The sequence below is a fragment of the Haloferax prahovense genome (assembly GCF_000723845.1).
Taxonomy (GTDB): domain Archaea; phylum Halobacteriota; class Halobacteria; order Halobacteriales; family Haloferacaceae; genus Haloferax; species Haloferax prahovense.
In genome coordinates this window covers 287,686-307,638 of sequence record NZ_LK053001.1, presented here as the reverse complement: position 1 = coordinate 307,638, position 19,953 = coordinate 287,686, and the positions used below count along the sequence as shown (strand labels likewise).

Annotated in this window: 20 protein-coding genes; 11 read left to right on the top strand and 9 right to left on the bottom strand. The window is 63.5% G+C overall.

The window, feature by feature from the left end:
* The first annotated feature begins 261 nt into the window (after nt 1-261).
* A complete protein-coding gene (locus BN984_RS16405; protein WP_049968754.1) occupies nt 262-1,470 on the top strand; it encodes a CBS domain-containing protein in 1,209 nt (402 codons plus the stop codon).
* A 105-nt stretch (nt 1,471-1,575) separates the two neighbouring features.
* Here BN984_RS16405 and BN984_RS16400 read toward each other — a convergent pair whose 3' ends face one another.
* Entirely contained in the window at nt 1,576-2,184 is a 609-nt protein-coding gene (locus tag BN984_RS16400) for a hypothetical protein (protein WP_049968753.1), read from the bottom strand.
* Between the two features lie 671 nt (nt 2,185-2,855).
* On the bottom strand, nt 2,856-3,284 hold the full coding sequence (locus BN984_RS16395) for a DUF7539 family protein (protein ID WP_049913728.1): 429 nt from the start codon (nt 3,282-3,284) through the stop codon (nt 2,856-2,858).
* 267 nt (nt 3,285-3,551) lie between these two features.
* Here BN984_RS16395 and BN984_RS19155 point away from each other — a divergent pair, with 267 nt between their 5' ends.
* A complete protein-coding gene (locus tag BN984_RS19155; RefSeq protein ID WP_342339227.1) occupies nt 3,552-3,992 on the top strand; it encodes a diadenylate cyclase in 441 nt (146 codons plus the stop codon).
* A gap of 38 nt (nt 3,993-4,030) precedes the next feature.
* Here BN984_RS19155 and BN984_RS16390 read toward each other — a convergent pair whose 3' ends face one another.
* Entirely contained in the window at nt 4,031-4,270 is a 240-nt protein-coding gene (locus BN984_RS16390) for a hypothetical protein (RefSeq protein WP_049913727.1), read from the bottom strand.
* A 385-nt stretch (nt 4,271-4,655) separates the two neighbouring features.
* Here BN984_RS16390 and BN984_RS16380 point away from each other — a divergent pair, with 385 nt between their 5' ends.
* The 3 genes from BN984_RS16380 to BN984_RS16370 all read left to right on the top strand — a co-directional run bounded on the left by BN984_RS16380 (nt 4,656) and on the right by BN984_RS16370 (nt 6,940).
* Entirely contained in the window at nt 4,656-4,871 is a 216-nt protein-coding gene (locus tag BN984_RS16380; protein ID WP_004971465.1) for a hypothetical protein, read from the top strand.
* A gap of 239 nt (nt 4,872-5,110) precedes the next feature.
* Nucleotides 5,111-5,848, top strand: a complete 738-nt coding sequence (locus tag BN984_RS16375; RefSeq protein WP_049968752.1) for a sporulation protein — start codon at nt 5,111-5,113, stop codon at nt 5,846-5,848.
* 81 nt (nt 5,849-5,929) lie between these two features.
* Nucleotides 5,930-6,940: an aldo/keto reductase gene (locus tag BN984_RS16370; RefSeq protein WP_049968751.1), complete on the top strand. Its 1,011-nt coding sequence runs from the start codon at nt 5,930-5,932 to the stop codon at nt 6,938-6,940.
* An 18-nt stretch (nt 6,941-6,958) separates the two neighbouring features.
* Here BN984_RS16370 and BN984_RS16365 read toward each other — a convergent pair whose 3' ends face one another.
* Nucleotides 6,959-7,978, bottom strand: a complete 1,020-nt coding sequence (locus BN984_RS16365; protein WP_049968750.1) for a lipid II:glycine glycyltransferase FemX — start codon at nt 7,976-7,978, stop codon at nt 6,959-6,961.
* 285 nt (nt 7,979-8,263) lie between these two features.
* Between BN984_RS16365 and BN984_RS16360 the strand changes: the two genes are divergently transcribed.
* The gene (locus BN984_RS16360) at nt 8,264-8,656 is read left to right on the top strand and encodes a pyridoxamine 5'-phosphate oxidase family protein (RefSeq protein WP_008097107.1); all 393 of its coding nucleotides are present in this window, start codon (nt 8,264-8,266) and stop codon (nt 8,654-8,656) included.
* A 47-nt stretch (nt 8,657-8,703) separates the two neighbouring features.
* On the opposite strand, the gene BN984_RS16355 is transcribed toward BN984_RS16360, so the two are convergent.
* From BN984_RS16355 to tenA, 3 genes are read right to left on the bottom strand one after another with little or no spacing between them, the layout of a single operon-like run.
* Nucleotides 8,704-10,233, bottom strand: a complete 1,530-nt coding sequence (locus BN984_RS16355) for a sodium:solute symporter family transporter (protein WP_049968749.1) — start codon at nt 10,231-10,233, stop codon at nt 8,704-8,706.
* Nucleotides 10,227-11,057, bottom strand: a complete 831-nt coding sequence (locus BN984_RS16350; RefSeq protein ID WP_049968748.1) for a TenA family protein — start codon at nt 11,055-11,057, stop codon at nt 10,227-10,229. Before BN984_RS16350 ends, BN984_RS16355 begins: the two co-directional genes overlap by 7 nt.
* The gene (gene tenA / locus BN984_RS16345; RefSeq protein ID WP_049968747.1) at nt 11,054-11,719 is read right to left on the bottom strand and encodes a thiaminase II; all 666 of its coding nucleotides are present in this window, start codon (nt 11,717-11,719) and stop codon (nt 11,054-11,056) included. Before tenA ends, BN984_RS16350 begins: the two co-directional genes overlap by 4 nt.
* Nucleotides 11,720-11,949: 230 nt before the next feature.
* Between tenA and BN984_RS16340 the strand changes: the two genes are divergently transcribed.
* The 3 genes from BN984_RS16340 to BN984_RS16330 all read left to right on the top strand — a co-directional run bounded on the left by BN984_RS16340 (nt 11,950) and on the right by BN984_RS16330 (nt 15,879).
* Nucleotides 11,950-12,516, top strand: coding sequence for a TATA-box-binding protein (locus tag BN984_RS16340; protein ID WP_008097102.1), 567 nt, complete (start codon nt 11,950-11,952; stop codon nt 12,514-12,516).
* A gap of 856 nt (nt 12,517-13,372) precedes the next feature.
* Nucleotides 13,373-14,605: a Cdc6/Cdc18 family protein gene (locus BN984_RS16335; protein ID WP_004041152.1), complete on the top strand. Its 1,233-nt coding sequence runs from the start codon at nt 13,373-13,375 to the stop codon at nt 14,603-14,605.
* A 116-nt stretch (nt 14,606-14,721) separates the two neighbouring features.
* Nucleotides 14,722-15,879, top strand: coding sequence for a M20 family metallopeptidase (locus BN984_RS16330; protein ID WP_049968746.1), 1,158 nt, complete (start codon nt 14,722-14,724; stop codon nt 15,877-15,879).
* A 60-nt stretch (nt 15,880-15,939) separates the two neighbouring features.
* Here BN984_RS16330 and BN984_RS16325 read toward each other — a convergent pair whose 3' ends face one another.
* Together BN984_RS16325 and glyA are read right to left on the bottom strand one after the other, a co-directional pair.
* Nucleotides 15,940-16,359, bottom strand: a complete 420-nt coding sequence (locus tag BN984_RS16325) for a GlcG/HbpS family heme-binding protein (protein WP_004972263.1) — start codon at nt 16,357-16,359, stop codon at nt 15,940-15,942.
* Between the two features lie 232 nt (nt 16,360-16,591).
* Nucleotides 16,592-17,839 (bottom strand): serine hydroxymethyltransferase, encoded by a 1,248-nt coding sequence (gene glyA, locus BN984_RS16320; RefSeq protein ID WP_049968745.1) that lies wholly within the window; start codon nt 17,837-17,839, stop codon nt 16,592-16,594.
* 370 nt (nt 17,840-18,209) lie between these two features.
* Between glyA and ilvA the strand changes: the two genes are divergently transcribed.
* Entirely contained in the window at nt 18,210-19,451 is a 1,242-nt protein-coding gene (gene ilvA / locus BN984_RS16315) for a threonine ammonia-lyase (protein ID WP_049968744.1), read from the top strand.
* Between the two features lie 121 nt (nt 19,452-19,572).
* The gene (locus BN984_RS16310; RefSeq protein ID WP_004972257.1) at nt 19,573-19,953 is read left to right on the top strand and encodes a Rid family detoxifying hydrolase; all 381 of its coding nucleotides are present in this window, start codon (nt 19,573-19,575) and stop codon (nt 19,951-19,953) included.

The following is a 19,953-nucleotide window of genomic DNA, read 5'->3' as shown; positions in this document are numbered from 1 at the left end:
CACCGACGATTCGTGAAGGAGGAGCGTTCACACGGACCGGGTCGTGGACATCACTCGGCCGGATTCGGCGGTTGAACGCACTCAGCTGCCTCGCGTGGCGACGTGAGTGTGCTAGCGACGGGGGTCGTCGCCGTCGGGTGTAGCCTTCTCGTTGGACTGCTGGCGTTCTCCGTCGCCGTAACGCCGCCCTTCGAACACCCCCGACCCCCAAGTGTGGGACAGGCATAACCGTCCAGCGCCCCTCTCACTAGAGAGTTACTCATGGATATCTCCGAAATTCTCTCCACGAAGTTCACCGAGTTCGATATCGGGACGCCGCTGTCGAAGGTCGCCGGCGCATTCGAGAATCAAGAACTCGATGCCGTCGTGGTGACTGACGGTGACGAGTATCGTGGTGTCGTCAGCCGCCGACAGTTGGCTTCCTCGTCCAATCAGCCCTCCGCAAAGGTCGGCTCACAGGCCCAGCACGTCCCGACCGTCGAACGCACCGAAGACGTTCGGGAGGTCGCGCGACTCATGATCGGGAGCGACGCCAAAACGCTTCCCGTACTCGATGAAGAGCGTATATTCGGTGTGGTGACCGCAGATGCTATCCTCGAAGCCGTGCGTCCGTTTCTCGATGCCGTGACCGTCGAAGACGCGTATTCGCCGAAGCTCGTCAGCACGACTCCCGAGGCGACGATCGGAAAAGCCCTTAACGTGCTTCGGGAATCCGGTATCGCCCACCTCCCTGTTATCGACGGGGACGATCTTGTGGGGATGGTAAGTCTGTACGACGTTATCGAATTCACGACGCGAGGTGGAAGCAAGAGCCAGGGTGGGTCGTCGGGCAGCTTCGGTGGCCGCGGACGCTCTGGAGGGTCTCACGGTGGATTCGGTGCTCGTGAGGGCGACTCAGACCGGATGCTCGACCTTCCGGTCAGGAATCTGATGTCCGATGCAGTTGTGACGGTCCGCCGAAGCGCCCCCCTCGACGAGGTCGTCGAAACGATGTTCGAACACGAGGTCTCGTCGCTCGTCGTCACGGCCGACCAAACGGGCGACCCAGTCGGTATCATCACGAAGACGGACGTCATTGAGGCGCTCACCTGGGAACGCGACGACCGGAACGCCGTGCAAGTGTTCGGACTCGACTTGCTAGAGGGGATGGACTACGACGACGTCTCCGCGTTGATCGAGAGCGTCACCTCGAAGTACGGCGAGATGAGCGTCATCAAGGCCAGTATCGAACTACAGGAACACAAAGAACAGAGCCGGGGTGTACCACTCGTGTTGGCACGGATTCGACTGGTGACTGACCGCGGCTACTTCACGGCCGATGGCGAAGGCTACGGTGCCACCCACGCGCTCCGACTCGCCGCGAACGCGGTCGAACGCCAACTCCTCAAGGGGAAGACGTACGGTCAGTCGAAGAAGCAATCCGACGCTGAGTCTCAAGAGCACCTCTACGGCTGGTGGCTCAGCGGGTGACGAACTCACCTTCCCACGAGAGGGCTGGTCGGCGTCGATCGACGGACAACCAGTATGGTCGGTTGACCGATAATCCGTGAGGGGCAGATTGCACTAAGGGCGAATCTATTGATACCGTTGTTCGACTTCGAGCGCCTCGTGGACGGCGTCGTCGAAGCGTGTCCGTAGCTCGTCGCTGAGCGCCTGGACGTGTGAATCTTGCTGTACTACTTCTAGTGAATCCCAGTTGCCAGTCTCGGTCGCCGCGTACAGTTGTGTGAACTTTTCCCCGTTGTTGCCGTACGCAGTAACAACCACGTACGGCTTAGCCTCTTCAGAACCTTCGGAGGTGTGCCTCCCGCGCCACTCTTCGAGTTCGGTGACGCTTACCCGTCCGAACGTCGCCAGCTCTGCGCTGAGTCCACCGGTCCCAAGGCGCTGAATGAGCTGTTCGCGGTCCCATTCCCGTGTCTCGTTGGTCTCGGTATCTCTCCCTATTACGGTTTCTTCGGTTATCGATTCGACGACCCAATGCGTGAGTAGCGGCCCAGCCATCTCAGCAGTTGACTGAGTACCGACGTCGCCTTCTTGGATACGGCCGCCTTTCTGAACACGGATGTACCGTGGATTCGACGCGGGGAGATCGATGAAGATCTCTTCCGAATCTACGTTGACCAGTGCTTCGACGCCGTCGATCGTTCGCGTTTCTATCGTTTTCTTTGTGTGTTCAGTCATAATTGGCGGCTTTGGTGTACCGGACGCAGCGAGCGGAAAGTGAGTCGGCTTGCTGTGTGTTCTACCGAGTGGCCCATATCCGTCTGGCAGACACGGACTGCATCGACACGCGTCGTCACCGGTTCGGCAGTACGGCTACCACTTGAGATACGCCGGGGAGACGGTTTACCCTGTCGTCCGTTCGCACAGTGTGGACACACTATCCGCACTCCGAAACAGGGATTCACCGAGACACGTCTAGATCACGACTCTCGGCGGGTAATTCGGTGCTTCGGAGGAGTCGATATCGAATCCAGTTCGAGGAGTTCAGCAACGGTTATCGCCCACTCTCCCGCGTGCAAACGGCCAATCAGGTGAGTGATAACTAATAGCGTGGCCGCAGTATACATGCGGATATGCGGTCATACCGCCATGGGACGAAATCGTTCATCGAGTTCATGAGCACATATCTCCAAGACCATCCCAAACGCTGTCCAGTATGCGGGAACGAAGCCCGCGCTCAGTCGGAGTGGCGGATCGAAAAGCGCGACGAGGACGGTCTCCACTTCATGCACGCCTGTCCAGAGTGCGGGGCTGAGGAAGACGTATTTTTAAATCTCGAACCGGAACACGGGCGAACCAGACGGTAGTCGCACACCGGAGATAGTGTAGTAAAAGTGGCGAGACGAACCTCAGCTCTGTGTTTGACGGGTGAACTCACCGAGTGCCTCTTCGATGAGCGTCGCAACCCGTTCACTGTACCGCCAGAGTGCCGCGTTGAGTCGCTCTTCGGCCTCGTCGTCGAGGTCGTCTGCCCCGCGAAGGACGGAGTCTTTGGTGATCTGTGGGTGGTACACACAGACGACGCCGAGTGAGGAGTCCGAACTCGAGGTTCCCGCCGTGTGAATTCCGTACTGATCGGTTCCCCAGACACCATCGCCTCCCTCTCGTTCCAGTTCGGAGTCGAGCGCATCGAGCAGTTGCACTTCCTCGAGGGAGAGGATGGGGTCGTCACCTTCGAACAGTTCAGTGTACGCCTCCATCCTGGCACTTCTCGTCCACTGGTCCAACCGGGAACGCGCCCGTAGTACGAGTTGTCGTTCGTCTGGAAATTCGGCCATGCTTCTAGAAGGGGTGCAAGCCGAATGAGTGTTTGTACAGCGTCTACGGATGGTAGGTACGTCAGCGGTGATGTCCCTTAGGCGTCTCTATCACGGGCAGAGCATTCAAACAGCGTCTCCCCGTACATCGAGTATGTCGGTGAGAGAGCTATCGTAGAAGCTAACGACAGTCAAGCGGAGTACGCCACAATTCCAGAGACTATCGACATCCTCAGATATGTCGCGGAGAGTTTGAGCCTCTCTTTCAGCCGGTGGGACGAACCATACGTGACCGGACCGAGTCTCTATTTTATTGTCGTCGCGGACATAGATTTCGGAAAATACACCGATCCACTGGGAGACAACACGTGGCCCGTCAAACAGTGCCGGTCAGTCGGCATCACATCCAATGAGTTCATCGACGCAGCCCGCAACGTGGCATTCAGCTGCGATGGAGCAGTCGTTATTGCCGCAGATAAGACAATCCAAGAACAGATGGTTCGCGTTCGGACTCCAAATACTACTGAAGCGGTCGAAGAGACACCCATCGCCTCTGCCGCTTGGATGGGAACCAAACATCTCAGTGCGTTAGAAGTATCTCTCCGAGAAGAAGTTCTTGCCAGTGTAACGCTGAGCGAAGAGAACGGACGTGTGACCGTCTTTCGGAGTGGAGAATATACTGATCGCGAACGTGAAGAACTTGGGGGACGCTGGCGGGCGGGACACTGAGGTTGCGCGTCTCTTCCGGCGACGGATGTTCCGCGAGCTCAGTTCTCGAATCCGTCGTCGTATTGTTCGTAGGTAATCGTTAGCTTGCCTGCCGTTGGACGTTTCGCTGCGTCTCGGAGCGTTTTGAACGATTCGAGGAGTTCGCTTGTGCCGGTCGAGTCATCTCGGCCGCTCGACGACTCCTCTCGAATCGTATCGTAGACTCGCTCCAAGATGCGTCGAGCGGCGTACGAATCGGTCTTTGAGTCGATGTCGAAGGAAGCCACGTGACGAGACATACGCAGATATCGTGCTCCACGATGTTAACAGCCATCATGGTTCAGCCGGTAGCGTGTCATCGCCCACCGTCGGGGGTGATTCTCGTCCACTCGGGGTCACCGGTTCGGACAGCGGTGAGGATACACTCTGGCTCGGTTCTACCGAGAACTACCGTTTCGCAGTGTGCACGGTGAACCTCCTTCGCGGCGAGAAGGTCGACCGATACACCGTTTTCGGCAGCACTGTCGATATGGAGAACGAGGCCAATGGGTTGCCTCGGGCGGGGCTCGCCGACGGAGTCGAAAACGGAGAGCGAAGCGCGACGGAACCCGGCCACCCCGCGAGAGACCGAATCGGCACCCACCTTCTTTACGGAGCGTTCCGTGGTCGCGAATAGAGGACTCGATGACATCGAAACAGGGCGGACACACGCCGCTTTCTCCTCGCGCGACGCGAGCGTTCGAACACCTTCGGCCTCTCGTCGCCGACCGCGACTCGGGGATGCCCGTGGCGGACGCGCGCCGCCGGGTGCGCTCGGCGGGCGAAGACCCCGAAACCGTCGACGAGCTCCTGAACAAGGGCTACCTCTACGAAGTCGAAGGCGACGTGTACGTGACGTGAGGCGTGTCGCGCCATCCAGACCGAGCGCAAAGGCCGGCCACCGAACCTAGCGCGAGGCGGCGCGACACCGACCCGCCGACCCGTGACCCTCCGCGGGGGTCGGGGGTGACTACCCTGCGACACGCGAAAATGCTCGACTATATAACGCCCGTTCGACTCCTGAGACGCACGTATCCGTCACGAGAATCGCGCGAGGCCACGAGATACTTACACCGCGAGCGAGACGGTCGGCGTGCATCATGAAGAAGGTCCTCGCACGAATCGGAATCGGCAACGCAACCGTCGATACCGTCCTCCCCTCCGACACCGTCCGCGCCGGCGAGACGGTCGATGCAGAAGTGCACATCGAAGGGGGTTCGACGGAACAGGAAATCGGGAAGATTCGGTTCGAACTGGAGACCCGCTACCGGACCGAAGAGGGCTACCGAGAGGTCGATATCGCGCAGTACACCCTCGCGGAGAGCCTCACCATCCAATCCGACGAACAGGAGACGCGAGCGGTCTCGCTCGACATCCCTCGCGGAACGCCCGTCACCCTCGGGAACGTCGACGTGTGGGTCGAAACCGAACTCGACATCGAACTGGCCGTCGACCCCGAAGACAAAGACTACCTGAACGTCCAGCCGACGCCGCGGCTTCAAGCCGTCTTCGACGCGCTCGACGACCTCGGCTTCTCGCTGCACAGCGCCGAGTGCGAGGCCGACCCCCACGGCGTGTTCACCGCGAGCAGGCGCTTCGTCCAGGAGTTCGAGTTCCGACCCACGTCGGGGCCGTTCGCCGGCGAGTTGGACGAGCTCGAAGTCGTGCCGCGACCGGGCGAAGACGCGCTCGAACTGCACATCGAAGTCGACCGTCGCGGCGGCGTGCTGAGCGAGCTTAGCGACTTGGACGAGCGGACGGTCCAGACGACGGTCCGGACCACCGACGCGGGTGAGGTGCGCGACGAACTGGAGTCGCTGATTCGCGCGAACGCCTGAGAGCGGAGACAGCGGCGACTCACCCCAATCGCCTTCCGGCTACCCAACGTTTTTGCGTCGATTCGGCGTATCTGTGCGGGCATGACGACACCCGAAGACATCGACCTGGACTTCGTGCCGTTCGGCGAGACGGGCCTCCAGACGAGCGAACTCCAGTTCGGGACGTGGCGGTTCGGCAAGGAGACCGAACAGGGCAACGTCGAGATCGACGAGGAGCGCGCGCACGAACTGCTCGACGCCTACGAGGCGGCCGGCGGACGCTTCATCGACACCGCGGACATCTACGGCGGCGGCGCGAGCGAGCGCTGGATCGGCGACTGGCTCGAAGACCGAGACCGAGAACGGTTCACCATCGCGTCCAAGATTTACTGGCAGATTCGCGACGGCGACCCGAACAGCCGCGGGACGAACCGGAAGAACATCCGTCACCGCATCGACGCCCTGCTCGACCGCCTCGACACCGGCTACGTGGACGTGCTCTACATCCACCGCTGGGACGACGAGACGCCCACCCGCGAGATGATGAAGACACTCAACGGCCTCGTCGAGGACGGAAAGGTCCACTACCTCGGCGCGTCGACCCTCCGACCGAACGCGTGGAAGGTGGCGAAGGCGAACGAAATCGCCCGCGCCGAGGGCTGGGAGCCGTTCACCGTCGCCCAGCCGCGGTACAACCTCGTCGACCGCGAAATCGAGGGAGACTACCTCGAGATGACCCGCTCGTACGGCATCGCGGTCTGTCCGTGGAGCCCGCTCGGACAGGGCTTCCTCACCGGGAAGTACACCCGCGAGGACGGCCTCACCGGCGAGTCCCGCGCCGCGGAGTCCAGCCGGTTCGAGGAGTCGTATCTGACGGCGGAGAACTTCGACGTGCACGACGAACTCGACGCGGTCGCCGAGGAAGTCGACGCGACGCCCGCCCAGACGGCGCTCGCGTGGCTCATGCACCGCGACGGCGTCACGGCCCCCATCGTCGGCGCGCGCACGGTGGAACAGCTGACCGAGAACCTCGAAGCCGCGACTATCGACCTCACGGACGAGCAGGTCGACCGCCTGACCGAGGCGAAGCCCGACCCCTACGCGGGGCTCTAACGGCCAATCTGCGAAGTATTACACGCCCTCGCGAATCGTCTTGTAGAGGTGCGCGAGCGTCTTCATCCCCGCCGCGTTCCGTTCGAGGCTGTAGAAGGGGTGGAGTTCGGGGTTGAACTTCGCCTTGTACCGGTTGATGCGGCGGTTGTTCGCGCCGACGAGGTCGTAGGTCGTCCGCCCGCGGTCCATCGCGTCGCGCATGATGCGCCAGTCGAGCAGGTCGTTGACGGCGAGTTCGGAGTCCACGTCGGCACGGACGCCGCCCTGCCACCGCGACACCGTCTGCTTGTAGTCGACGGCGAGGATGCCGCCGACGAACTCGCCGTCGGTCCGAAGAACGTAGGGTCGAATCTGTCCCTCGGGGAGGGTGGTGTAGAGGTCCTTGACGAACGACGGGGTCGACCGGTACGAGATGCCCTGTGCCTCGTAGCGCGAGGCGACCTGTTCGACGATTTGTTCGATTTCCTCGGGACCGCCCTCCTCGATGGTGTACGCGTCGTCGGGCGCGTTCCGGATGTTCGACCGGGCATCGCTGCTGAAACTCATGAACACGTCGTCGGCGCCGGGCGAGAGGTCGACGTGGTAGGTGTACTGCGGCGTTATCGCGTAGTCGTTCCACGAGAAGGCCCTGAGGTCGTCGTACCGGCCGTCGAGGCGGATATGGGTGTAGCGCGGTCGAACTTCGTCGCGGACCCATTCGAGGCAGTCGTCGATGAACTCGTGGTGCCGGCCCTCGCGCTTTCGCTGTTTCATGTGATCCATGTTCAACAGGACCGGTCCGAGATACGCGACTCGCAGTTCCGGCGGCGGCGAGAACACCGTCGCGATGGGTCCTTTGTCGATGCGGAACATCGGAAACAGTCCGACGACTTCCTCACCTTTGCGTCCGACGAGCGGTATCAACTCCGCGCCGGCGTGGGCCGCCTGAATCTCAAGCGCGTCGTACTGATGGAACGCGTTGCCGTGCGGGGACTGTTCGACGAACGCGTCCCAGCCGTGGACGTCGTCTCCAGTCGCCCGTCGAACCTCGATACTCATGAGTGGGGTGCCTGAACTGTCGCGTCATACCACTTTGTTATGAACCCGTTATGAGGCCCATTTCACCGAATTTGGACGGAGCCAAACCGCGTTTCGGCTGGCGTTAGGAGCGAGTGAACAGGGCAGATAGGTGAGCGAGATTACGGGAGTCGCGAGCGTCCACGAGGCGGAACGTGGCGCGACCAGCGACTCGACGGGACGTGGCCAGCAGCGCGGGGACTACCCTCGCGTTTGTAAAACCGGAGCGAAGTCACCGTTTTACGCCGACACGACGATAGTTAGCATATGGCAGGACTCTCCGAACGCGCCGCGGCGCTCGTGACGAGCGAACCGCTCATGGCGCACCTCGCGACCAGCGTCGACGACCGTCCCCACGTCGCACCCGTCTGGTTCGACTACGCGGACGACCGCGGAGTAATCGAGGTTCTCACCACGGGTCGAAAGCTCGAAAACATCCGCGAGAACCCGCGCGTCGCGCTCTCAATCCAGAAAGACGAGAACGGACAGGCGCAGTGGAAGGTGACGATTCTCGGGACGGCCACCGTGGTCACCGACGACGACCCCCGGAAAGACGCGACCCGGCGAATCAACCGGAAGTACGGGGCCGAAGAATCCGCGTGGCCCGAAAACGAACTCGTCCGAGTCTCGGTGGGGACCGTGACGGTCAGCGAGTACTGAAGCCGTCCAGCCGGGATAGTGAGGCGAGAGAGTCAGACGACGGCGCCTCAGTCGGACGACGGCGCCTCAGTTCGGCCGTCGTCGAACCGGCGAATCTCCCGCGAGAGCCGACCGAGGTCGAACCCGGCGTCCGTGAGTCGGGCGGCGACGAGCGCCGCCGCCGTCGACACCACGAACGCCCCGCCGAAGGAACTGAGATACAGCGGGTCGGCGGCGGGGAGCAGGCCGCCGACGACCGGAATCGACGTGATGACGCCGCGGAGGTCGGGGAAGAACGCGAGGCCGACGGCGAGTCCGGTGAGACTGCTCGCGAGCGCGCCGGGGCCGGTGATTCGCGTCGAGTACAGCCCGTAGACAAGGGGGAAGGCGACGGCCGCGCCGAGCAGGTCGGCGAAGAAGAACAGCCGGAGGACGCTCTGGGCCCGGAGGCTGACGTAAATCGCAGCGGCTGCGACGACGACTGTGAGCGCTCTCGACCCGAGCGCGAGGTGGCGGTCGCTCGGTTCCGCGAGCAGGCGGGCGAGGTCGGCGGTCACGAGGCTCGAAAGCGCGTTGAACAGCGTGTCGATGGAGCTCATCACGAGCAGGAGCGCGAGGAGGACCGCCGCGAGGACGAGCCACTCGGGGAACGCCTCGCCGAGGAGGACGAAGAAGGCGGCGTCGGCGTTGTAGCCCGCGCTCGCGGGGTCGGTGACGACGGCGGCGTTACCGACCGCGACGACGCCGAAGAAGGCGGTGACGAACACGATGGCGCCGTTGGCGAGCGCCGCAGTACGGAAGCTCCGTCCGACCGTCTCTGACGAATCGGCCGCGTAGATGCGCTGCCACCACGTCTGGTTGATGAGTTCCGCGCCGAGGATGGCGAACGCGAGCGCGAGGCCGAACTGTAGGCCGGCGACCGCGCCGAGGTCGAGAAGGGCGGGGTTCGTCGCCGTGATACCGTCGATGGCGGCGGCGGGACCGCCGAGCGCGACAAGCGCGCCGGCGAACGCGAGCAGCAAGAGCGGGATGACGACGACCGCTTGGACCGCGTCGGTCGCGATGCTGGCCCGGAGGCCACCGTAGCTCGTGTAGAGCAGGACGAAGCCGCCGACGAGGAGCGCGGTCTGCCACTGTGGGACGCCCGCGACGAGCGAGAGCGCGCCCGCGATGCCGGTCAGCTCGGCGGCGAGGAAGATGAACATGTAGAGCGCGCTCACGAGGAGGACGAAGGCGTACATCGCTGACCCGTACCGGGCGTGGGCGTACTCGGTCAGCGAGTGACCCTCCGGGATGAGTTCCCGGATTCGCGGGCCGAGGCGGGCGTAGACGAGCATCGGGACTGCCTCGCCGACCGCGTAGCCGACGACGGCCGCGATACCGAAGCTCGCACCCGCCTCCGGAGCCGAAAAGAGCACCCAGACGCCCATGACGGACGCGACGAGCGTCGCCGTCGTCCGCCGGCTCCCCGCGGAGTCGCGGGCGCTGATGAGGTCCTCGACGGAGCCGACGCGACCGCGGGAGAACCACACGCCGACGCCGGTAAAGGCGACGAGCGTCGCGACGGTCAGGCCGAGCGCGACGGTCGAACTCACCATCGGCCGTCACCCGGTTGAGAAGAGCGACCGCTCGACTTCGAGGACGCGGACGAAGTCGTAGGTACCGTCAAATCGCCGGACGGAGCCAGTTCGTACGCCTCGTCGAAGAACGCGACTTCCAGTTCGACCGTGCGACGGAACAACTGCTCGAGCCGCCGTTGCCGACGCGGGGAGGCGGCCGCGCCCTCGCGGTCGAGTTCGGTCCGGAGCCACTCGACGAACGCCGCGAAGTCGTCGACCGCGTGGAGGTCGACCCACTCGGAGAGGTAGAACCGCGAGGGTGGTTCGTCGGCACCGGTATCGGTCGCGGGGTCAGTCGCAGCCGCGGCGGTCGCCCACGACAGATAGACCCACTCGGCGGGGACGAGCACCGCCAGCGTCTCGGCGTACCCGCCCTGCCCCGCGGCGCGTTCGAGCAGGTCGATAAAGGCGCGCGTCGCCGGCGTAGTCTCCGGGTCGGAGTAGACGGACTCGGGCACGTCGAGCGCGTCGAACGCCCGGAGGAAGTAGTCGTCCTCGTCGTCGGTGAGAACGCCGAGGAACGAGACGAGTTCCGACTTCGACTCCATGGTCGGTGCGGTACCGACGGCGTGGCCGAAGACGCCGACGAGCGTCTCCACGAAGGCGTAGTCCTGTACGAGGTACTGTCTGAACACGTCGTCTGTGAGTTCGTCGGCGGCGAGTTCCCGCGTCAGTCGATGTCTCGTCGCGTCGCGCCACGAGTCGCCCGCGCGCTCGCGAAGCCAGTCGGTAAAGCGCGGGTCGGACCGCGACGCGGCGAACTCGTCGTACGTCTCGGGGGTCGACGAGTCCGTGTCGGTCATAGGGGCCACTCCTCTCGCCGCCAGGCGGCGTCCCAAAACAGGTACTCGTACTGCGCCGACGTGCGGAACAGGTCGCGGTAGCGTTCGCGGTCCGACTCGGTCGCGCTCGCGGCCACGTCGTCCATGAGCGACTTACACCAGTCGGTGAGTTCGGTGAACTCGTCGCCGGCGTACATCTCGACCCACGCGGCGTACTGCTCGTGGTCCGGAGCCCCCGCGTCGGCGAGCCGGCGTCCCGTCTCGTTGAACCCCCACATACACGGAAGCAGGGCGGCGACGATGTCGCCGAAGGAGCCGAGCGTCGCGGTACGAACGAGGAAGTCAGTATAGGCCCGGGTCGTCGGCGACGGCCTCGTGGCTTCGAGTTCGGCGGGGTCGATGCCGAACTCGGCGGCGTAGCTCCGGTGGAGGTCCATCTCCTCGTTGACGGTCGATTCGAGGAGGCTCGCGAACGTCCCCATGGAGTCGAGCGTCGGGGCCTTCGCGGCACCGAGCGCGAAGAGCCGACTGTACTCGACGAGGTAGACGTAGTCCTGCCGTACCCAGTAGCGGAACGGCTCCTCGTCGAGGCTCCCCTCCCCGAGTCGAACGACCATCGGATGGTCGAGGATGGCCGACCAGAACTCGTCCGCCTCGTCGTGTATCGTGTCTGTGAACGCCATGGCGAGTAATCGAAGAAGACGCTAAAAAGAATTATGATGAGGTGGTATTCATTGGTTATCTCATGTGGAGCCCGTCCCGACTGTTGTCCGACCGCCGGTCTCAACTCGCCCAGTACGCCGGCCGCCCGGTCAGCGGTGGGTTAGCCGTCCAGTTGTCTAGTTGTCCGGTGATTAACGCGTGTGAACGACCCCGGTAGTTTAAGTCGAGCGAGTGTCAACGAATCCACAAGATGTCGCACGTGAACGCCGTCGGGTCCATCGAGATTCAGAACGTCGTCGCTTCGACGGAGGTTCCGGTCGAACTCGACCTCGAACGACTCTCGCTCGATATGGACGGGACGGACTACGACCCCGAGAACTTCCCCGGACTCGTCTATCGAACCCGAGACCCGAAGTCGGCGTGTCTCGTCTTTCGGTCTGGGAAAATCGTCTGTACCGGCGCGGACAGCGTCGACGACGTGAGCACAGCCATCGAAACGCTGTTCGACGAGTTCACCGACCTCGGCGTGCCCGTTCCCGAGGATGCGGATATTACGGTCCAGAACATCGTTTCGAGCGCCGACCTCGGCGAGGCGCTCAACCTGAACGCGCTGGCCATCGGTCTCGGTCTCGAAGCCGTCGAGTACGAACCCGAGCAGTTCCCCGGACTCGTCTACCGTCTCGACGAACCGAGCGTCGTCGTCCTCATGTTCGGAAGCGGAAAAATCGTGATTACGGGGGCGAAGCGGACTGCCGACGCCGAAGCAGCGCTCAAGACGGTCGACGAGGACGTTCGCGAGCTCGGACTGTTCGGGTGAGCACTCGGTGGGTAGTCGACGGGTACTCGGTGGCCGTTGAGACACCGGGTGACGTACTGGCGTGTTGGCGAAGCTGGGAAGGCGGTTAACTGGAGGTCGGGAGACGGTATCGGTGCTGACGGTGGCTGTTTTCAGGTTGTTGTCCGTCGGCTCCCGCTTCTCGTCCGTCCTGTTTCCTTTAGTCTCTGATTCGTTGCTTGTTGTTGTGGTGTTGTGGTGTTGTGTTGAGTAGTAGAACTAGTAGTCTAGCTACTAGTGTTAGTTCGGTGCGTCAGTGAGGAGAACGGCATCGCGTCGTTGGATGCGTGTCGAGGTGTCGTGGCTGTTCTTCGAAATGGGTGTTGTTCATGATTCGTCCGTCTGCGCTCGGGAGTACACACACACCCCCCTCGCGTTTGTAACGGCTACGCCAGACCCTAGAGGAATTCGACACACCCCCCTCGCGTTTGTAAATATAGAAGCAAAAACATCCGGAAATCACTCGACCTGCGGACCACCCCCACGCCGATTCGCGTTACATTCGCGAGGGTGGTGTGTCTGCACCGGTGCTTTCGACGCTCAACGTTACAAACGCGACGGTACTCCCCCCGTTCAATTACAAACGCGAGGGTGGTCTCTCGCGACTCGAGTTACAAACGCGAGCGTACCCCTCCAGTGAGTGGTTCCCCCGAGACCGTCTCGCGCGTTACAAACGCGAGGGTGGTGTCTGACAGCCTTACTTGCGCGATACTACTCGTTGATCGTCGAATCCAAAACCGGGACTGAAATACCGCTCAAACGGCCGTATTTGTCGCTGTTACAAACGCGAGTCCACCCCTTCACCTTTATTACGGGTGAGTATGAATACCGAACTCACATGACATCGGACGAGAGCGAGGGCGGGACTCGCGACCCGCTGTTCCGCTACGACCAGCCTATCTTCGCGAACGAGGATATCCTCAAAATCTCTCATCTCCCCGGTCCCGACAAGATTGTCGGCCGCGACGAGCACATGTCGAAAGTCGCACAGGCGCTCAACCCCGCCATCTTCGGACGCGAACCGACCCACCTGTTTATCTTCGGAAAGACCGGGTCGGGAAAGACGCTCACCGCGCGTCTCGTGAGCGAGCGGCTCCAACACGAGGCGGTCCGCGAGGACGTCGACGTTCGCATCGCCGTCATCGACTGCGGCGAACAGCACACCGAGGCGTCGGTCATCAAGACGCTCGCCTCGCAGGTCAACGACCCGTCGAAAAGCGGGATGACGATTCCCGAGCGCGGGCTGTCGACCGGCGACTACTACAACCGGCTGTGGCAGGTGCTCGACACCTGTTCCGACGTGACCATCGTCATCCTCGACGAAATCGACATGCTCCGCGACGACGAGGTGCTTCGAAAGCTCTCGCGCGCGGGCGAGAACCAGAAGATAGTGGACTCCCGTATCGGTATCATCGGCATCTCGAACAAAATCGACTACCCCGAGGAACTCACAGAGCGCGTCAAGTCGAGTTTCGCCCACGACGAACTCGTCTTCCCGTCCTACGACGCGAACCAACTCCGCGAAATCCTCGAAAACCGGAAGGACGCGTTCAAGCCCGGCGTCCTCACCGACGACGTGATTCCCCTCGCGAGCGCGCTCGCCGCCCAGGAACACGGCGACGCGCGGAAGGCAATCGATATCCTCCGTAACGCCGGTCGTATCGCCCGAAACGAGAGCGCGGAGACCGTCACCGACGACCACGTGCGGGCCGCCAAAGAAAAGAGCGAAGCCGACCGCTTCAGCGAACTCCTCGAAGGGACCGCAACGCAGTCGAAGGCCGTCCTCTACTCCCTCGTTCTCCAGACCGGCGGCCGAAAGACCGCCGAGATTACGACGAACAAGATTTATCGACAGTACCTCACCGTCGCCGACGACCTCGACATGGACCAACTCTCGGAGCGCCGCGTCCAAGAACTCCTGCAGGAACTCGATTTCCTCAACGTCATCCAGTCCGAAGTCCGGGGTCGCGGCCGCGGGCAGGGCGTCCACGGGACCCACCGCCTTCTCGAGGACCCGGACATCGTCAAGCGGGTGCTTCTCCGAGACAGTCGTATCTCCACGCTCGAATAGCGATGCCCGACGCGTGCGTTCGCACGGAATCTTCCACGCTGACGGTCGAGTTGGAAAAAAAGCTATCGCACGAACCCTTAACACACGCCCGTCTCTGTCGATAGACGACCGAAATCATGGACGAGGAGTTACTATCGTTGCTCACGAGTCTCGTCGAAATAGAGACCGAGAACCCGCCGGGAGACGAGGGGGCGGCGGCGGCTTTCGTGTACGACTGGCTCGAATCTCGGGGCGTCTCGGCGACGCTCGTCGAGGAACCGTATCCCGACCGACCGCAGGTCGTAGCCCGCGTCGGCGACGGTGAGCCTTCGGTCGTCCTCAACGGCCACCTCGACGTGGTCCCGGCGGGCGACCGCGACCAGTGGGACCTCCCGCCGTACGAACCGACTGTCAGAGACGGTAGGCTGTACGGTCGCGGGAGCGCGGACATGAAGTGCGGCGTCGCCCTCGCGATGCTCGCGACGGTCGAATTCGCCGACGCGCTCGACTCCGGATCCCTCGACGGGTCGCTCGTGTTCCACGCCGCCGTCGGGGAGGAGACGGCCGAACCGGGAACGAAGACACTCCTCGAACGCGGCTACGACGGCACCTACGGCGTCGTGCTCGAACCCACGTCGCTGCGAACCGCGACGAGCGCGAAGGGCCTCGGCTGGTACGAGATTACCGTCGGTGGCGACCCGTCGCACGCGAGTCGGCCCGACGAGGGCGACAACGCGATCGGGAACGCCCGACTCGTCCTCGACGCGCTCGCGGCGTACGACGAGCGGATTCGACAGCGGTCCGACCCGCTCGTCGGCCGGCCGACTGCGACGGTCACGCAGTTCGAGGCGGGGACCAAGGAGAACGTCGTCCCGGAGGGGGCGACGATAACGGTCGACAGGCGGTTCGTTCCCTCGGAGTCCGTCGAGGAGGTCGACGCCGAAATCGACACGGTGCTCTCCGACGTCGCGGCCGAACACGACCTGCACGTCGAGTGGGCGCGAACGCGGGTCTACGAGTCGGCGGCGGTTCCGACCGACAGCGACATCGCGACGCGCTTTCGGGACGCGGCCGCCGAGCGGGCCGACACCGACCCCGAACCGTGGGGCATTCGGGCGGCGACCGACGTTCGGAACCTCGTCAACGACGCCGGGATGGACGCGATTACGTGGGGTCCGGGGTCGATGGCGCAGGCCCACGCCTACGACGAGTACATCGAGCTGTCGGAGGTCGAAGCCGGGTACGACATTCTCTGCACGGCACTCCGTGGACTGTTCGAAGACGTGGAGAACTGACGGTCCGAACGTCGGCCCTCGGCCGAACGACTCGAAAAAAGCGGCTGACAGCGACTTCGATTATTCGACGAGCTCTTCGAACCGCTCGACTGCGGCGCTCGCGACCGCCATGTCTTCGGACACCTCGCCGCCGCTGACGCCGACGGTCCCGACGATTTCGCCGTCGACTTCGAGGGGATAACCGCCGCCGAAGACGACGAGCCGATTCTCGTCGGTCGTTTGGAGTCCCCAGAGAGACTCGCCGGGGTGTGTCGGCTCGGCGAGTTCGTGCGTGGGCGTCTGTAGCGCGGCCGCCGTGTACGCCTTGTTTCGAGAGATGTCGACGCTCGCGAGCCACGCGTCGTCCATTCGGTGCTGTGCGATGAGGTTACCCTCCGGGTTCGCGACCGTAATCACCATTCGCAGTCCCATCGATTCGGCCTCCGCTTCCGCCGCTTCGATGAGTACCTTCGCCGTCTCGAGATTGATTGCATCGGACATATCGCTTCGTCGAAACCGGTCTCGACGGCCCTACTTATACGTGCGCCGCCGCGCCGAGTCGGCGACTGAATCTGCTTCTATCCGTCGATTTCGGGCGTCTGAGTCTCGCCCGGAGCGGTTCCCCGGCAAAACAATAGTGGTAGAAATACTGACAATTCATGTCGCCGCCGACGGTCGCGAACCGGGACCGTTCGGTCCGAGGTGAGTCGCGCGGGTTGGGGCCGGGGTCGACTCAGTCGTACAGCGGGTACTCGTCGGTCAGTTCGTCGACCTTCTGGTCGACGAACCCCTTGACTGATTCGTCGTGCGGCGCGTCGACGATTTCGTAGATGAGGTCGGCGACGGTTCGGCAGGCCTCCTCATCGAAGCCGCGGGTCGTCAGCGCGGGCGTGCCGGCGCGGATACCGCTGGGGTTGAACGCCGAGCGACTCTCGCCGGGAACCGTGTTGGCGTTGAGGACGATACCGACCTCTTCGAGGGCCGCTTCGACGTCCTTGCCGGTCGTGTCCGGGTGCGACGGCCGGAGGTCGACGAGGACCAAGTGGGTGTCCGTGCCCCCGGAGACGAGTTCGAGGCCGCGCTCCTGTAGCCGCTCGCCGAGGGCGGCGGCGTTATCGACGACCTGCGACGCGTACTCCTCGAACTCAGGGGTTAGCGCCTCGCCGAAGCCGACCGCCTTGCCGGCGACGTTGTGCAGTATCGGTCCGCCTTGGAGTCCGGGAAAGACCGCGGAATCGACGTCGTCGGCGTGCTCTTCGTTGCACATGATGATGCCGCCGCGACCCGAGCGAATCGTCTTGTGGGTCGAGCCGGTGACGAAGTCCGCGACGCCGACGGGCGAGGAGTGTTCGCCCGCGGCGACGAGGCCGGTGATGTGGGCGATGTCGGCGAGGTGGTACGCGTCGACCGCTTCGGCCGCGGCCTGCACGCGCTCCCACTCGACTTCCCGCGGGTACGCGGAGTACCCCGAGATGATGATGTCCGGGTCGAACTCCTCGGCCTTCTCGGCGAGTTGCTCGTAGTCGACGTAGCCGGTCTCGGCGTCGACTTCGTACTGTTCGACCTCGTACGTCTTCCCCGCGACGTTCACCGGGTGGCCGTGGCTCAGGTGGCCGCCGTGGGTCAAATCGAGCGAGAGAATCTTGTCGCCGGGGTCGAGCACGGCGAGGAACACGCCCATGTTCGCTTGCGACCCCGAGTGCGGTTGGACGTTGACGTGGTCGGCACCCCAGAGTTCCTTCGCGCGGTCGATGGCGAGTTGTTCGACTTCGTCGGCGTACTCGCAGCCGCCGTAGTACCGGCTTCCCGGGTAGCCCTCGGCGTAGTTGTTCGTCAGCTCCGAGCTTTGGGCCTCCATAACCGCCTCGCTGACGTGGTTCTCGCTCGCTATCATGGCGAGCGTGTCGTTCTGCCGCCGGCGTTCGCCCGTCAGCGCGTCGGCGACGGCCGGGTCGGTCTCTCGAACGGTGTCGTAAGGCATCGTGGGTGCATCTCGACTCTGCGGTATAACGCTTCGCCGACCCCCGAGACGAGGGTGGAACGCCGGGCGAGAACCACAACTTGACAGAACGAATATGTTCTGTGGTCGGGCCGAGAGGCGCGACGAGCGCCCGTTGTGGCTGTCTGCGAATAATCCGAATTGAGGTTGTTGACTGCCAAAAACGGCATGTACTGTGCTCGGTTCTCACCCAGACGAGCGCCGACCGGCGATAGCTCTATATTGGAACTTCGTCACGTTTCTCACATACCGTGCTAAGAACTATCACAGTTTACGGACAGTCCCGAACCCGAGGCGACACGCGCCTGCCGTCCCGGCGCGCCGTGCGACCGACCGCCGGGGTGAGTCGCCGATGAGTGAGACGGAGTCGCTCCCGGTACAGTACCGCGATATCGAACGCGCGCGCGAGCGACTCGAAAACGACCGCGTCGTCAAGCGGACGCCGATAGAGCGGAGCACCTCGCTCGGCGACCTCGTCGGCGCGGACGTCTACCTGAAGATGGAACATCTCCAGTGGACGGGGTCGTTCAAGACGCGGGGCGCGTACAACAAGATTCGACAGGACACCGACCGCGGAATCGACGAGTTCGTGGCCGCGAGCGCCGGCAACCACGCGCAGGGCGTCGCGCTCGCCGCGACCGAGTGCGGAGCCGACTCCACGGTCGTGATGCCGGAGAACGCCCCGCAGACGAAAATCGACGCGACGCGCGACTACGGCGCGGCGGTCGAACTCGTCGGCGAGGACTTCCAGGAGACGATGGCGTACGCGCAGTCGCTCGCCGAGGAGTCGAGCGCCGAGTTCGTCCACGCGTACGACGACTGCGACATCGTCGCCGGGCAGGGAACGCTCGGCGTCGAGATGTATCGCGACCTCCCCGAGATGGACACCGTAGTCGTCCCCACCGGCGGCGGCGGGCTCATCTCGGGTATCGCGACCGCCATCAAGCACCACGACCCCGAGATTCGCGTCGTCGGCGTGCAGGCCGCGGGCGCGGAAACGGTCCACGAGAGCCTCGACAAAGGCGTTCCCGTGACGCTCGACGACACGAACACCATCGCCGACGGCATCGCGACCGGCGGCATCTCGGAGTTGACGCTCCGAACCATCGAGGAACACGTCGACGAGGTCGTCACGGTCTCCGACGGGGAAATCGCAGAGGCCATCCTCCTCTTGCTCGAACGCGCCAAGCAGGTCGTGGAGGGTGCCGGTGCCGCCTCGGTCGCCGCCGTGCTGAGCGACCACCTCGACGTCGAGGGCGAGACCGTCATGCCGCTGCTCTGCGGAGGGAATCTGGACATGACGATGCTCCAGACGGTGCTCGTCCATGCGCTCACCAGCCGCCGGCAGACGCTGCGCCTCCGGGTCCGAATCCGAGACGAACCCGGCGAGATGGCGCGGCTCTCCCGACTCATCGCCGACCGCGACGCGAACATTCACGACGTTCGCCACGTCCGCGCCGTCGACGCCCTCGACGTCGGCGAGGCGCACCTCCTGTTCCGTATCGAGACGAAAGGAGCCGAACACGCGGCGGCCGTCGTGGACACGATAGAAGACGCGGGCTACGCGGTCGACGACGTTTCGGCCCGGCGATAGCCGCGTCGCTCGTCGGTTTCGGTCGCTCTCGCGATCTCAGCACAAACTATTATTATTTTGATACCTCGTGCGAGTTCCGTCGGGACACAGCTTGAAGGACGGGAACGCCGACACTCTCCCCGTGAAGCGAATCATCGATACCGACGAAGCGCCCGCCGCGGTCGGCGCGTACAGTCAAGCGACGACGAACGGCTCTATCCTCGTCACGGCCGGGCAACTCCCGCTCACCCCGGACGGGGAACTGCTCGACGACGAATCGGTCGAAGAACAGACGCGCCAGTGCCTTCGGAACGTGGAGGCCATCCTCGCCGCCGAGGGGCTGACGCCGGAAGACGTGCTCAAGACGACTGTGTTCCTCGACGACATCGACGACTTCGACGCGTTCGACGAGGCGTACAGCGCCTTTTTCGACGTGGAACCGCCCGCACGGAGCGCGGTCGGCGTCGGCGACGTGCCGAAGGGTGCGGCCGTAGAAATCGAGGCCATCGCCGCGGTCGAGTAA